Origin of the sequence: Halorubrum sp. Ea8 (assembly GCF_002252925.1) — an archaeon.
GTDB lineage: Archaea > Halobacteriota > Halobacteria > Halobacteriales > Haloferacaceae > Halorubrum.
Window position 1 is genome coordinate 104,579 of the sequence record NZ_NHPF01000103.1, and the last position, 14,464, is coordinate 119,042.

Sequence of the window (14,464 nt, forward strand, 5' to 3'; positions counted from 1 at the left end):
TAGGGACCGCTTCATAATGTGGGTCGGTCGCGTGAGACCGAACGATATGACACGGACCCCGGAGCACGCGGACGTCGATTACGGCGACGGTGCGGACGAACTTCCCACCGACTACCCGACGTTCAGCGACAAGGCGGCCAAGGCGTTCGACGTGGCTCACCGAGCGCTCGAGGCGTACGACGACCCGGCGGTCGTCTGGACCGGCGGAGCGGACTCGACGCTGACGCTCCACGTCGTCCGCGCGGTCGCCGACCGACGCGGATACGACCGACCGCCGGCGGTGTTCCTCGACCACTTTCAGCACTTCCCGGACGTCGTTGAGTTCGTGGAGCGATGGGCGGACGAGTGGGGGATCGACCTCCACGTGGCTCGCAACGAGGACGTGGCGGCCAACGCGACCGACCCCGGTGACGAGGTCCGCGTCGCGGACCTGAACGAAGCGAACCGCCGACACGTCCGGGACGTTCTCAAATACGACGGCGAGACGTTCCCGTTCCTCCTCGACGGCTACGTGGGCAACCACCTCCTCAAAACGGTGCCGCTGAACGACGCGATCGAGACCCACGACGTCGACGGCGTCGTCTCCGCCGTCAGGTGGGACGAACGGGGGGCCCGGACCGACGAGACGTTCTTCTCGGCCAGTCGATCGGCCGACGCGCACCCGACGCACGACCGCGTCCATCCGATCCTCCCGTTCACGGAGGCCGACGTGTGGGAGGCGATGTGGACTGAGGTCGTCCCCGCCACGGTCCCCGAATTCCCGGAGGAGGGACGCCTCCCCGAAAGCGCGGCCGATCTCCCGGACGGGGTCGACGTCGAAGACGTGCCGGTCTCCGGCCGCTACTTCGAGGGGTACCGGTCTCTCGGGAGCGCCGTCTCGGCCGAGAAGGAGGACGACTCCCCGGCCTGGGTACAGGAGCGTGCGGGGACGACCGGGCGGACCGGCGGCACGCGGGACGACGAGGACCTCATGGAGCGGCTCAGCGACCTCGGGTACATGTAGGTCGGACGGAATCGGAACGGGGCCGAATCGACGAGCGAGGGCCGGGTCGACGAGCGAGGGCCGGGTCGACGAGCGAGGGCCGGGTCGACGAGCGACGGCACGCGCGGGTTGCCCTGACCGCACGTCGGAACGCGGTCCGCGACCGTGAACGGTCCGGCTCAACGACCGGATCTATCGGCCGTCTCGACCGTCTCGCGGTAGAGGTCGCAGAACTCTTCGAGCACCGTTTCGGGGGCGAACGTCGCGAGCTGGTCCCCGATCGCGTCGCACCGCGCGGGATACTCGGCGATGAGCCGCTCGACCGCCGCAGCGAGCCGTTCCTCGTCCCCCGGTTCGAACAGGACCCCGGCGTCGCCGACGATCGCCGCCATGCTCCCGGTGTCGGAGCTGACGATCGGCGTCCGGCTGGCGAGCGCCTCCAGCATCACGCGGCCGAACGGTTCGTCGATGACGCCGGGGTACACGAACGCGTCCGCCTTCCGGTACTGAGACGCGAGCTCCTCCCGTTCGAGGAACCCGTGCCAGACGATCCGGTCGCCCGTGCCGAGGGTGTCGGCGATCTCTCGAAGTCGATCCTCGAGGGGGCCGGTGCCGGCCACGTGCAGCTCCGCCTCGACCCCGCGGTCCGAGAGGGCCGGTAACGCCCGAAAGAGGACGTCGACGCCCTTGATCTGTCGTAGCGACCCGGCGTAGAGGAGTCGGACCGGATCCTCCGCGGTCGCTCGGGGCCGAGCGGGCTTCGTCTCCGGCGGCTCGGCGCAGAACCGCTCGTCGTAGAAGTGCGGGATGACGCGGATCCGGTCCCGATCGAACCCGACGCCGACGTAGTCGTCGCGGAGGTGAGGAGAGAGCGCCTGATAGGCCGTGACCTCGTCGCACCGCTCGATCGACTCTTTCACCAGCGGCGCCCGACCGGCCGCGAGGTAGGCGGCCTTCGCCTCCGACTCCGCCCCGTTCCGTCGGTTGATCGCGGTCGCCGGCACGCAGCCGGCGCACTTCAGCGGTCCCGGACCCGAACAGCTCTCCCGGCCGTGGTATCGGAAGCTGGCGGTCGGACACACGGCGAGATAGGAGTTGAGAGTCGCGAGCGTCGGGCAGTCGAGCGTCGCGAGCGTGGGAATGAACGCCGACGAGTAGGAGTGCACGAGGTCGTGAGCCTCGAGTTCGGTTCGTTTCGAGCGCAGCGCATCCTGTTTCGTCGCGATCGGGTGCGGCAGCATCGAGAGATCGTCTTGGACGACGTACTCGACGCGGTCCCGCGCCGGGAGGTCCGCCCGCCGCGCCTCCTGCTGTGTGACCACGTAGACGGTCAGGTCGTGCCGGTGCGACAGCGTCTCGATCAACAGGGAGGACGTGTTCGCGGCCCCGGTCTTCCCCTGTCCCGGGCACTCGACGGGGACGAACCCGACGTCGAGATTCGGTTCGGTCATGTGCCTACTGGCGTTCTGTTGGGGATATTTATCTGGAGAGTAATCGGGGTCCGCCCTCTCCGTTCAGCTCGGGCGCCGGCGCCGCCTCTCGACGGGTCGGACCGTCAGTCGCGACGAACCGCGGCCGCGACGACTCACGGCCGTACCGAACGACGGCGGCGATGACGCGCCTCAGGCGGTCGGGACGCGTTCGCGGGCGTCGTCTGGGCGGGTCGTCCGTACCGCCTCCCGCCCGCCGACGTAGACGCGTTCGACGGTCGGGGTCGGGTCGGGATCGACGACGAGCACGTCGGCACGGGCGCCCCTCCGAAGTCGGCCGCGGTCGTAGAGCCCGACGGCTTCCGCGGGGTTGACCGTGACTCGGGCGACTCGGGTCGCCAGCGGTTCGCCGGTGTCGACGAACGCGGCCTTCAGCAGCGACTGCGGGTGGTAGTCCGTGCAGAGGGCGTCGACGACGCCGGCGTCGACGGCCTCCCGCGCGTTCAGGTTCCCCCAGAGGCTCCCGCCGCGAACGAGATTTGGAGCGCCCATCGTCGTCGCGACGCCGTGTTCCGACGTCGCTCGCGCCGCCGCCTCCAGCGTCACCGGGAACTCGCTGATCGACGCGCCCATCGCGGCCATTCTGTCGACCGCCTCGGGCGAGTCGTCGTCGTGGGACGCGAGCGGTACTCCCCGGTCGCGGGCGAGGGCGGCCACCCGGCCGATGAACTCGATGCGTTGCCGGGTCGAGGTGTTTCGGCGTCGGACCGCGAGCGTCGCGGCCGACTCCCGCGTGCAGTCCCGCTGCTCGACGTAGTGGTCGCTGAACTCCTCGTCGTCGAACTGTCCGCCGTCCGGGGAGTGATGCATCACCGACACGAGATCGACGGGGACCGCCTCGAGGAGCGATTCGACGGCTCCGACGCTCTCCTCCGAGAGCTCGCACCGCGCGTGGATCCGGTTGTCGCATAGCGTCTCCTCCGCGCCGGCGATCGCCCGACCCAGGTCGGTCGCGTCGGCGATCGAGCGGTCCTCCGACGGCGTCTCCTCGAACGCGATCGCGTGGAACTTCGTCGTGATCCCGGCAGCGGCGTTCCTGCGGTCGGCGGCGATCACGGCCTCCCGCGCGTCGACGCGCGCGCCGGATCGCGGATACAACTCGTCCTCGACGTCGTCCCCGTGGAGGTCGACGAGCCCGGGCATCACCACGTTCCCATCGGCGTCGACCGTCGTCGCCTCGGGGATCGGTTCCGTCCCGGCGTCGCCCACTTCGGCGACGCGACGGTCCGCGAGGACGACGCGTCCGCCCTCGATGACCCCGTGCGGCGTCACGATCGAACCGTTCCGGATCTCGACGGGATCGGTCATCTCCGCCACCCGTCGGCCGGCGCGAGCGCCCGTTCTGTCCGTCGGCACATGAGCCGAACTCTGGGCCGGCGCTATCTTTATTAATCACTCGTTCAGAGCCGCGGAAGTCGGCGGAACTCGGCTATCGGAGGGCTAAAACGCGACGCAGACGGGTCTTCACGGGTGTTCTCCGAGGCAACTCCCGACTCGTCTCCGACGGCGCCTCCGCCCCGTTGCGAACGGTCTGCACGAGTCGAGACCACCGACCCCGAGGAATCCGAGAATCTGCATCGCCCACACGCGACCCCCCTTCGGAAGCCGATGACCCGTTCGGAAGCCGGTGCCCGGCGGGCGACTCGACCGATTGGGCTTGCGATGCGACCGCACGGATCGGCCGGGCGACGCCCTTTCAACCTCGCCGCCGTCGACGGCGGCGCTGTCCGGGTCGACCGGACTGCGACGAGGGTCGCGTATCGCGACGCCGTTTCGACGACCGTCGGATCGGCGTTACAATAGTATAAAAACTGGTATATTCTATATACTACCACTTTTATTATATTTATTCCCGTTTCGGTCCGGCCGCATCTCGCCTCGGAATCGGAGTCCGGTTCGGTGACGCGCAACGTGGGCCCACGGGACTCCACCGCGAGGCGAGTCGCAGTGGCCACCCGCGGTTCCCAGCGGACCGCTGCAAGCGCGATCCCAACTCTGCAAGCGCGATCCCAACTCTGCGGGCGCGATCCCAACTCTGCAGGCGCGATCCCAACTCTGCAGGCGCGATCCCAACTCTGCAGGCGCGATCCCAACTCTGTGAGCGCCATCGCCGTCGAGAATCCGTACCCTCCGCGGACGCGGCCGAACGAGAGCGATTTCATCGGTCGCGAACCGACGGTTGCGTCAGACCGGTCGCGCGGGTCGTCGATCCGACTGGTGGCTCCGTCGACTGCGACGTGGTACGGACCCGTTCGATCCGCGGGCCGTCGACCGGCTCTCCAGGTCGGGCCGCAAGCGGTCGAATGACCGCACGAACCCAGATTTATAAGAAGTCGATGATATCTGCATGAGCGAAAGTAGTGCGGTACAGCGGCGGGGACACCGAACTTCGACAGCCCGCGCCGCGTCTCCGATCGCACCGCGACGTCCGGATCGATGGGTCTCCGTCTCCGTTGGAGGAAAACTCCCGGACGCGGGCACTCGGAGGTCCCGCCGCCTCGCCGTCGGCTCCCGACCTGAACGACGTCCGGGCTCGGGGGTAGAAACGCGGTCGACGACACCGAAATCTCCGTCCGGCGCCTACTCGGCGCGCCACTCGCCGCCGATCTCGTTGCGCCGCATCGACGTCGCATCGCCGTCGCGGAAGACGCTCACGCGCCCCGTCTCCTCGCTCAGCGTCACCGTCGCCACGACCTCCGGCCGGACCGAGGTCTCGATCGCGCTCATGTGCCGCGACCCCATCCACGGCTCGTAGCTCACGTCGTCGACGAGCCGGGACTCGCCGCTCCGGGTGCCGAGGTCGCGGAAGCGAACCATCTGCTCCTCGACCTCGCCGTCGACGGCGACGACGATCCCCCCGTCCCGTTCGACGCTCACCGTCCCGGCGGCGTCGACGAACGCGTCCTCGTCGAAGACCGACGCGCAGTCCTCCCGAGGCCAGCGGTTGTCCCCCATCGCGTCGGCGTACGCGCCGTAGCCGCGGTCGGCGACGACCGCGAAGTACAGTCCCGGTCCCTTGACGTGCGGCTCCTCCCACCCGTCGAACGCGACGCTGATGTGCTCGGCGCAGTACGTCAGCCGGTCGACGACCTCGCTGACGCGCTCGTGAGCGCCGTACTCGATCGTTAGCCGACTCATTCCGCCTCCTCGCCGGGCCGCGCGCGACTCTCTTGGACGCTCATATCACCGGAAAGGAGGGGGACGTATATAAGCGATACCGAGTCGGGTCGGGGAGTCACTCCCACGGGGTGAACAGCCGCGCGTCGAACCGGTCCGCTCGGAGGAGTCCGACGCCGAACGCGGCGGCGACGGCGGCCGGGAGGGGGTTCCCGTACCAGAGGTTGATCCCGCCCCAGAGGATCACGAAGCTCACCATGTCGTCGAGCATGAACTCGCAGTCGCGCAGGCGGTCGCGGAGCGTCGTCCCCGCGAACGCGCGGTCGAGCGTGACGACCGCGACCGTCGCCGACACCACCCAGCCGGCGTAGTTCGAGAGCGGGACGCCGTAGAAGCTCCCGCCGCCGAAGCTCCAGAAGCCGAGCGCGACCGCGCCGGGGTCGAGCACCACGTCCATCGCGACGACCGCGGCGATCACGGTCGCCAGCCGGAGCCAGCCGTTCGAGGCCCGCGGGCCCAAGAGGAGGAGACAGAGCAGGTACGCGTTGACCACGAGGGGGATGAAGAACACCGGGAGCGCGACCGGCACGCCGCCGAGCATCGGCCCGAGGTCCACGACGTACTCGAAGTTTCCGTACGGCCACCCCGTGGCGACGCCGACCAGTTCGATCGCGTAAGTGTACGCGGTCAGGACGCCGATCCACCCGAGCGCGCGGCGGTCGAGCGCGGGCAACACCCCGACGACGAGCGGCGAGCGCATCACCAACACCCCGAACAGCACGAACCACGGGTGAAAGGCGAACGGCTCCGGCACCCATCCCTCCGCGCTGCCGACCAGGGCGAGCGCGCCGACGAGCGGGAACAGCACGGCGATGGTGAACCGGTTCTCGCGGACGGTCCGGTCGAGCAGGCGCTCCGCCTCGCGGCGCGTGTCGGGAAGCCGCGCTCGGAGCGTGTCGACGCCGGACGCGGCCGACTCGGCCGACCTCGCGGACCCCGCCGATCCGTCCGGGTCGCTCACGCGAGCACCTCCGTGATCGGGTAGACGCGCCACAGCCCGCCCATCGCCAGCAGGGTGCCGACGGCGGTGTTCAGCGCCGGAAACCACCAGTACGCGCGGTCGACCGACACCGACGAGGCGGCGACCCACGCGACGAAGACCGGATACACGCCGAGCAGCGCCCCGAGCCGGAGGTCGACCGAGGCGAACGCGGCCGCGGCGACGGCCCAGCACGCGAAGCAGTAGGCGTACGTCCGTCCCTCGCCGAGCAGCGTCGCCGTCGTCCGGATCCCGGCGGCCCGGTCCGGTTCGATGTCGGGGATCGCGGAGAACGTGTGCATCCCCATCGTCCAGAGCCACGCGCCCGCGAGCGCCGCGAGCGGGGGGTGGACCCCGGCGACGGTCGCGTACGCGGCCGCGCCGGGGAGGATGTACAGGCCGTTCGAGACGGAGTCGAGGAACGGCGTCGTCTTGAACCGCACCGGCGGGGCGCTGTACCCCACCGACAGCAGGAGGAACCCGGCGAGGTACGGCCACGCGACCCGCGGCGCGAGCGCGAAGGTGGCGAGCCCCGCGAGCGCCGACGCGAGCACCGCGACCGCGACGAGCCGGCTCCCACGCCAGCGCGCCTCGCGGTCCTCCTTCTTCGGGTTCAGCTCGTCGATGTCGGCGTCGAACGCGTCGTTGACGCCGTAGAGGAAGACGTTCGCGGGGACGAGGAAGTACGCCGCCAGCGCGACGGTCGTCGGCGTGAACAGCTCGCTCACGTCGCCGATACCGTACGTGACGCCGACCGCGACGGGGCCCGCGAGGTACAGCCAGAAGCGCGGCCGCGACAACACCAGCAGGTACCGGAGGTCCTCGGCGAACGCCCGCCGGCCGGAGTCGGTCGCTGTGTCGGTCACGGCTTTCCTCACGCCGTCTTCGAGACCGTCTCCGCCGTTATCTGTCCGCTGATGAGACACATCGGGACGCCGATGCCGGGCGTCGTCGTCGACCCCGTGAAGTAGAGCCCGTCGACCGCGTCGGACTCGTGGGACGGCCGGAGCAGCGAGGTCTGTCGCAGGGTGTGCGCCAGGCCGAGCGCGCTCCCCTGATAGCTGTTGTACCGGTCGGCGAAGTCGTCGACGCTGAACGTCTCCTCGACGACGATCCGGTCGCGGAGTTCCGTTCCGGTGTTCTCGGCGATATCGTCCAACACGAGGTCGCGGTACTCCTCGCGCAGTTCGGGCGTGTCCTCGAGCCCGGGCGCGACGGGGACCAAGGCGAAGAGGTTGCTGTGCCCCTCGGGCGCCACCGTGTCGTCGGTCTCAGAGGGCACGCAGAGGTAGTAGGCGGGGTCGTCGGGCCACGCCGGGTCGTCGAAGATCTGCTCGAAGTGACCGTCCCACGCCGTCGGCAGCACCAGCGTGTGGTGTTCGAGGTTCGGCACGTCGCCCTCGACGCCGAGGTACAACAGGAACGCGGAGGGGGCGTACGTCCGCGACTCCCAGTACGCCTCGGTGTACTGCCGCTTGCGCGGCGGGAGCAGTTCCTGTTCGGTGTGCGCGTAGTCGGCGTCGGAGACGACCAGGTCCGAGAGGTAGCGCTCGCCGTCGGCGGTGTCGACCGCGAACGCGCCGCGGCGCCCCTCGATCCCCGTCACCTCGGCGTCGGTGACGTACTCCACGCCGAGGTCGTCGCCGAGCTCGACGATCCCGTCGACGACGGCGCCGATCCCGCCCTCGGGGTAGTAGACGCCCATGTTGTAGTCCACGTGGCTCATCAGGTTGTACAGCGCCGGGGTGTTGTACGGCGAGCCGCCGAGGAAGACGAGGGTGTACTGCATCAGCTGCTGGAGCTTCGGGTGGTCGAAGTAGTCCTCCACGTGTCCCTGCATCTTGCCCAAAAGCGAGAGCCCCCACGAGTACCGGAGCACGTCCTTGTCGACGTAGTCGCGGAGGCGCGGCCGGTCCTCGTAGACGAAGTGCTCCATCCCGATGTTGTACGTCCGCTCCGACTCCGCTAAGTACGCCTCGAACGCCTCGCCTGCGCCGGGTTCGTACTCCTCGAACAGCTCCCGGTTCGCCTCGCGGTCCGGGAGCACGTCGACCTTGTCGCCGTCCTTCCAGAACACGCGGTAGTGGGGGTCGAGCCGCTCTAACTCGTAGAACTCGTCGGGCGAGCGGCCGAAGTGGCCGAAGAAGCGCTCGAACACGTCCGGCATCAGGTACCACGAGGGGCCCATGTCGAAGCGGAACCCGTCGGTTTCCAGTCGGCTCGCGCGCCCGCCGAGCTGTTCGTTCTTCTCCAAGAGGGTCACGTCCGCGCCGGCGTCCGCGAGGTAACAGGCTGTCGAGAGACCGCCGAATCCACCGCCGATCACGACGACGGATTCGCCGGCCACGGCGTCGATGTCCGGGGCCACGTCCATGTTAGATCGTAGGGGCGGCGGCGGTATAAATACCGGCCAGACGCGGCGGCGGTCCCCCGCTCCGCCCGTCTCGGCTCCGCCGCCGACGGCCGCCGATCCGACGCGGCGAGTGGGTACGCCTAAGTCGCCGACGCCCCTACCGATTCGCATATGGATCCGACGGTCGCGATCACCGGCGCAACGAGCGGGATCGGGCGGGCGGTTGCCGAGGCGTTCGTCGAGGCGGGGGCGTTCGTCGCCGTCTCCGGCCGCGACGGCGACGCGGTCGATCGGACCGTCGCGGAGCTGAACGGCGACGGGGAGGGCGCCGCCGGCGAGGCGTGGGGCGAGCGCGTCGACGTCCGCGACGAGTTCGACCTCGAGCGCTTCTTCCAGCGGGCCGCCCGCGAGGGGGGACCGATCGACGTCGTGCTCGCGAACGCCGCCGTCTTTCACGGCGGCCCCGGCGAGAGCCCGACGGACGAGGTCTCGTACGCCGACTACGACGACACCATGCGCACCAACGCCCGCGGCGCCTTCGCGACGATCGGCGAGGCGGTCCCGCACCTCGCCGACGACGCGCGGGTGATCGTCCCCTCGGGGTCGGTCGCCCACGAGTCGAAGGCCGGGATGGGCGCGTACGCGGTCTCGAAGGCGGCGGCCGAGGCGGTCGCGCGCGGGTTCGCGGCCGACCTCGACGCGACGGTCGGCGTCGTCGACCCGGGACTCGTCGCCACCGACCTCACCGGCATGGAGCGCGCTCGCGACCCCGAGAGCGTCGCGCCGCTGTTCGTCTGGGCGGCCACCGAGGCGCCCGCCGAGGAGCTGAACGGCGAGCGACTGGGGCTGCGCGAGTGGAAGTCGGCGACGCGATAGGACTCGATCGAGTTCGGATCGGCGGAGAACACCTCCGAAGCCCCAGCCGCTCCCTTATAAATAGTCGCTGACGGATCGGCGAAGAACACCTCCGAAGCGGCAGTCGCTCGCTTATAAATAGTCGCTGACGGATCGGCGGAGAACACCTCCGAAGCGGCAGCCGCGCTCGACTCCCACAGCTTGCTGCGGTCCTCGGTCGCTACGCTCCCTGTGGTCCTTGCGTCGCTGGGGTTCGTCGAGCGCGGCTGCCCCTTTGAGTCCCGCCCCACACAGCGACCGCACCTCACGCCTCCCCAGCCTCGCCGGTCGCCCATCGCTTCGCTCGGGCGACCGCCTCCCTCGCGCGTGCTCCTCGCGCCCGAAGGGCGCTCGGAGGCACGCGCCACCGCGGTTGTTATTCACAAGTGATCGTTGTCTTCGCTTATTGATATTTAAATATCGTCTCGCCGATTCCGCGGCCCGGACACCGAGAATTATCCCTCGGTCGGTCGAAGGGGGGATATGGCACTCGCGGACCCCGACCTCTCGGGCTCGACGGCGTTCATCACCGGCACGACCCGCGGCATCGGCAAGCAACTCGCGCTCGCGCTCGCCGACCGCGGCTGTAACGTCGTCTCGACGGGCAAGACGACCGACGACGACGACTCCGAGCTGGCGGGGTCGATCGAGCGGACGGCCCGCGAGGTGCGCGACCGCGGCGCCGAGGCGCTCGCGCTCGAACTCGACCTCCGGGACGAGGACCGCGTCGAGGCGGCGGTCGGGGCGGCGATCGACCGCTTCGGCGAGGTCGACGTCGTGATCAACAACGCGAGCGCGATCCAGCTCGCGAACGTCGCCGACCTGCCGGCCGATCGGTTCGACCTCCTGACCGACGTGAACGTCCGCGGGACCCACCTCGTCGCGCACGCGTTCGCCGACCACCTCGCGGGGCTCGACGAGGCGTGGTTCCTGTCGAACTCGCCGCCGGTCGTGACCGACCGCTCGCCGGGGAAGGCGCCGTACGCGTGGTCGAAGCTCGGGATGTCGTTCATCACGCTCTCGCTGGCCGAGGAGCTGGCGAGCGACGGCGTCGGCTGTAACACGTTCTGGCCGGTGACGACGATCGACACCCGCGCGACCCGCTACTTCGGGCTCGGGACCGAGGACGACTGGCGCACCCCGGAGATCGTCTCCGACGCGGTGCTCGAGATCCTCGCGCGCGACCCCTCGGAGTGCACCGGCGAGAGCTTCTACGACGAGGCGCTGCTCCGGGAGGCGGGCGTCACCGACTTCTCCGACTACAACCTCACCGAGGGCGACCCGGCGCCGATGTCGGCGCGGCTGTTCGACCCGTCGTTCGAGCGCGAGGCGTGACCTCGCCCCCGGTGCGGCGACGACGCGTCGCCGGCGCCGAAACCGCATGGAGGCCGGCGCGACCCGTCGTCACTCCGTGACCGCCTCCCGGAGCGCGGCGGTCGCCGCTTCCAGGTCCTCGGCGGCGGTGATCGCGGAGACGACCGCGACCCCCGCCGCGCCGGCCGCGGCCACCGCGCCCGCGTTGTCGGCGTCGATCCCGCCGATCCCGATAACCGGGAGGTCGACCGCCCTCGCGATCTCCCGGACCCGCTCGGTCCCGATCCCGTCTCTCGCGTCCGGCACGTCCTTCGTGCGCGTCCCGTACACCGCCCCGACGCCGAGGTAGTCGGCGCCCGCCGCCGCGGCCGCCTCCGCCTGCTCGACCGTCGAGGTCGAGCGCCCGACGATCGCGTCGTCGCCGAGCTGTTCGCGCGCGACCTCGATCGGGAGGTCCGACTGCCCGAGGTGGACGCCGTCGGCGTCGATAGCGGCCGCGATGTCGACCCGATCGTTGACGATCAGCGGGACGCCGGCGTCGGCCGTGAGTTCGCGCAGCCGCGTCCCGACCTCGTACCGCTCCGCGTCGGGCGCGTCCTTCTCGCGGAGCTGCACGGCGTCGACGCCGCCCGCGAGCGCCGCCTCGACGACCGCCTCGGTGTCGCGGCCCGCCGACCGGCTCGACTGCGTCACGAGGTACGTCCGCCACTCAGTGGTATTCATTAGTTGTGCCTTCGGGCGGTCGCCGTGAAAAGCTACCGTTCGAGCGACGGTCCCGCGCGGATCGGGACGCCCCCCGCGACCCGCCGCGGTGAACAGACCCAAGCCGCGCCGCCCCGTACCGACGGTGATGCGATCACGACTCCGGGCGGCGGCCGCCCGACTCCGTTCCGCGCTCTCGCGGCTCGGCTCGGCGACGGCGGACGGGCTCGACCGCGCCGGCGTCATCGACCGCGACCGGCTCGGGGAGACCCTCGACCTCGCGTGGCCCCGGGTCGTCACCGGGTTCGCGATCATGTCGAAGAACACGGTCGACCTGGCGGTCGTCGGGATCGCGCTCGGGGCGCCCTCCGTCGCCGGGCTGGCGTTCGCGTTCGCCTACTGGCAGCTCGCGAAGTTCGTCTCGATCGGGCTCGCCGGCGGGACGGTGTCGCTCGTCTCGCAGAACTACGGCGGCGGCGAGGGCGACCGCGCCGCGCTCGTCGTCAAGGCCTCTCTCCTCGTCGCGCTGGCGCTCGCCGCGCCCATCGTCGTCGGCTTCGTCGCGTTCGCGGAGCCCCTGATCGCCCTCGTCGGCGGCGAGGGGACCGCCCTCCGGGCCGGGACGGTGTACCTCGCCGTCACCGCGCCGGCGCTCGCCTTCGAGTTCTTCAACATGATCGCGAGCCGCACGTACGCCGGCGTCGGCGACACGTTCACGCCGATGGTGGTCCGGGCCGGGGGCGCGCTCCTCAACGTCGCGCTCACCGCCTGGCTCGTGCTCGGCGCCGGCCTCGGCGTGTTCGGCGCGGGGCTCGGCACCGCCGTCTCCGTCGCCGCCGTCGGGGTCGCGCTCTCGTGGGGGATGACCGGCCGGTCGTACTTCGGGCGCGGCGCCTCGCCGATCCCGATCGGGCGAGACGGCCCGTGGATCGACGCCGGCCTGGTCCGACAGCTCCTCCGGGTCTCCGCGCCCCTGATCGCTCGCCGCGTGGCCGAGGGCGTCGCCGTGTTCCCCCTGCTGTGGATCGCCTCCTCGTTCGGCGACGCCACCGTCGCGGCCCTCGAGGTCGGGCGGCGCGTCCGGGCGCTCCTCGGGAGCTTCAGCTGGGGCTTCTCCATCGCCGCGAGCACGCTCGTCGGCCAGCGGCTCGGCGCGGGCGAGGAGTCGCTCGCGACCGAGTACGGCCGCGACGTGATCCGGCTGTCGGCGGTCGTGTACGCCCTCGCGTCGGTCGCGGTCCTGCTGGCCGCCGACCCGATCGCCGGCGTGTTCGTCGACGACCCGGCGGCCGTGGCCGCGACCGCCGCCTTCGTCGTCGTCGCCGCGGTGTCCGCCTTCCCGCTCGGCGTCGACGGCTCGGTGACGGGGTCGCTCCGCGGCGCCGGCGACACCCGCTGGCCGTTCCTCGCGTCGATGGTCGGGCTGTACGTCGTCGCGCTCCCGGCCGCGCTGCTCGGACTGGTGACGCCGCTGGGCGTCGGCGGGCTGTACGCGGCGGTGATCGCCGAGAAGCTGGTGCCGGCCGGGTTGAACCTCGCGCGGTTCCGCTCGGACCGGTGGCAGGCGGTCAGCCGGCAGTACCGGCCGGACGCGGCGGAGGGCGACGCGTCGACCGACTAACCGAAACGGCTCTCGCGGGCCGACCCGTCACTCGTCGTCGGCGACCGACTCGAGGACCTCGACGCTGCCGGTGAGCTGCCGGTGGACGTACGGCATGTCGATGCCGGCCTCGTCGAACGCCTCCTTCACCGCGGTGACGTACTCCGAGCGCACCCGGACGAAGTCGCCGCGGTCCGGGTCCGAGATCCACCAGCGCGACTGGAGCCCCACGGCCGAGTCGCCGAGCTCAACGAGCCGGACCGAGACGCCCGGGTCGTCGAGGATCTCCTCGTGCGCCTGCGCCTTCTCCACGATGATGTCGGTCGCCTGCGCGATGTCGTCGTCGTAGCCGATCCCGAAGACGAACTTCTGGCGCAGTGTCTCGTAGGCGACCGGATTGGTGACGGCGCCGTTCGCGAGGTCGCCGTTCGGTACCGTGATCCGCTCGTTGTCGAACGTCCGGACCCGCGAGACGCGCAGGTCGATGTCCTCGACGCGGCCGGCGTTCCCGTCCCACTCGATCCAGTCGCCGACCTCGAACGGCTTGTCCTTCAGGATGAATATCCCGGCGACGAAGTTGCCGAGGAGGTCCTGCGCGGCGAAGCCGACCGCGAGCGCGATGGCGCCGCCGAAGACGGCGAACGCCGAGAGGAACGCGCCGTAGCCCGCCATCGTGAATCCGATGGCGATCGCCGCCACCCAGACGACGGCGTTCGCCACGCTCGACCCGAGGCTGAGAACGGCCTCGTCGAACCCTCGCGACCTCAACACCCGTTTGACCGCCGGCACGAGCACGACCTTGCCCAGCAGCAACACGCCCACGAACCCGACGAGGAACAGGGCCACCGAGAAGAGGATCCCCGTCAGGGCCGCGCTCAATCCGAACCCGCCGAACTGTAGTGGTAGCATCACGCACCCATTCGGAGAGGTATTTAAAGAAGCTACTGGCAGCGCAGTTGTTTATCCCGGGTCT

At 70.4% G+C, this 14,464-nt stretch carries 12 protein-coding genes; 4 read left to right on the forward strand and 8 right to left on the reverse strand.

The window, feature by feature from the left end:
- Positions 1 to 46: 46 nt before the first annotated feature.
- Positions 47 to 1,003, forward strand: coding sequence for a phosphoadenosine phosphosulfate reductase family protein (locus DJ74_RS12095; RefSeq protein ID WP_094525781.1), 957 nt, complete (start codon positions 47 to 49; stop codon positions 1,001 to 1,003).
- A 158-nt stretch (positions 1,004 to 1,161) separates the two neighbouring features.
- On the opposite strand, the gene DJ74_RS12100 is transcribed toward DJ74_RS12095, so the two are convergent.
- The 6 genes from DJ74_RS12100 to DJ74_RS12125 form a co-directional block, all read right to left on the reverse strand.
- Positions 1,162 to 2,433: a glycosyltransferase family 4 protein gene (locus DJ74_RS12100; RefSeq protein WP_094527401.1), complete on the reverse strand. Its 1,272-nt coding sequence runs from the start codon at positions 2,431 to 2,433 to the stop codon at positions 1,162 to 1,164.
- Positions 2,434 to 2,604: 171 nt separating this feature from the next.
- Positions 2,605 to 3,780 carry an alpha-D-ribose 1-methylphosphonate 5-triphosphate diphosphatase gene (locus DJ74_RS12105; protein ID WP_094527430.1) on the reverse strand — a complete coding sequence of 392 codons (1,176 nt, stop codon included), beginning with the start codon at positions 3,778 to 3,780 and terminating at the stop codon, positions 2,605 to 2,607.
- A 1,272-nt stretch (positions 3,781 to 5,052) separates the two neighbouring features.
- Positions 5,053 to 5,610, reverse strand: coding sequence for a diadenylate cyclase (locus DJ74_RS12110; protein WP_094527402.1), 558 nt, complete (start codon positions 5,608 to 5,610; stop codon positions 5,053 to 5,055).
- A 97-nt stretch (positions 5,611 to 5,707) separates the two neighbouring features.
- On the reverse strand, positions 5,708 to 6,610 hold the full coding sequence (cruF, locus tag DJ74_RS12115) for a bisanhydrobacterioruberin hydratase (protein ID WP_094527403.1): 903 nt from the start codon (positions 6,608 to 6,610) through the stop codon (positions 5,708 to 5,710).
- Complete coding sequence (locus tag DJ74_RS12120; protein ID WP_394338280.1) at positions 6,607 to 7,494, reverse strand: prenyltransferase; 888 nt, start codon at positions 7,492 to 7,494, stop codon at positions 6,607 to 6,609. Before DJ74_RS12120 ends, cruF begins: the two co-directional genes overlap by 4 nt.
- Positions 7,495 to 7,502: 8 nt before the next feature.
- On the reverse strand, positions 7,503 to 9,002 hold the full coding sequence (locus tag DJ74_RS12125) for an NAD(P)/FAD-dependent oxidoreductase (protein ID WP_094527404.1): 1,500 nt from the start codon (positions 9,000 to 9,002) through the stop codon (positions 7,503 to 7,505).
- Positions 9,003 to 9,152: 150 nt separating this feature from the next.
- Between DJ74_RS12125 and DJ74_RS12130 the strand changes: the two genes are divergently transcribed.
- Both DJ74_RS12130 and DJ74_RS12135 read left to right on the forward strand, forming a co-directional pair.
- Positions 9,153 to 9,857, forward strand: coding sequence for an SDR family oxidoreductase (locus tag DJ74_RS12130; RefSeq protein WP_094524687.1), 705 nt, complete (start codon positions 9,153 to 9,155; stop codon positions 9,855 to 9,857).
- 501 nt (positions 9,858 to 10,358) lie between these two features.
- On the forward strand, positions 10,359 to 11,210 hold the full coding sequence (locus DJ74_RS12135; RefSeq protein WP_094527405.1) for an SDR family oxidoreductase: 852 nt from the start codon (positions 10,359 to 10,361) through the stop codon (positions 11,208 to 11,210).
- A gap of 69 nt (positions 11,211 to 11,279) precedes the next feature.
- On the opposite strand, the gene thiE is transcribed toward DJ74_RS12135, so the two are convergent.
- Entirely contained in the window at positions 11,280 to 11,912 is a 633-nt protein-coding gene (thiE, locus tag DJ74_RS12140; protein WP_094527406.1) for a thiamine phosphate synthase, read from the reverse strand.
- Between the two features lie 127 nt (positions 11,913 to 12,039).
- On the opposite strand from thiE, the gene DJ74_RS12145 reads away from it, so the two are divergent.
- Positions 12,040 to 13,512, forward strand: coding sequence for an MATE family efflux transporter (locus tag DJ74_RS12145; RefSeq protein ID WP_094527407.1), 1,473 nt, complete (start codon positions 12,040 to 12,042; stop codon positions 13,510 to 13,512).
- 27 nt (positions 13,513 to 13,539) lie between these two features.
- On the opposite strand, the gene DJ74_RS12150 is transcribed toward DJ74_RS12145, so the two are convergent.
- The gene (locus DJ74_RS12150) at positions 13,540 to 14,400 is read right to left on the reverse strand and encodes a mechanosensitive ion channel family protein (protein WP_094524691.1); all 861 of its coding nucleotides are present in this window, start codon (positions 14,398 to 14,400) and stop codon (positions 13,540 to 13,542) included.
- Positions 14,401 to 14,464: the final 64 nt, after the last annotated feature.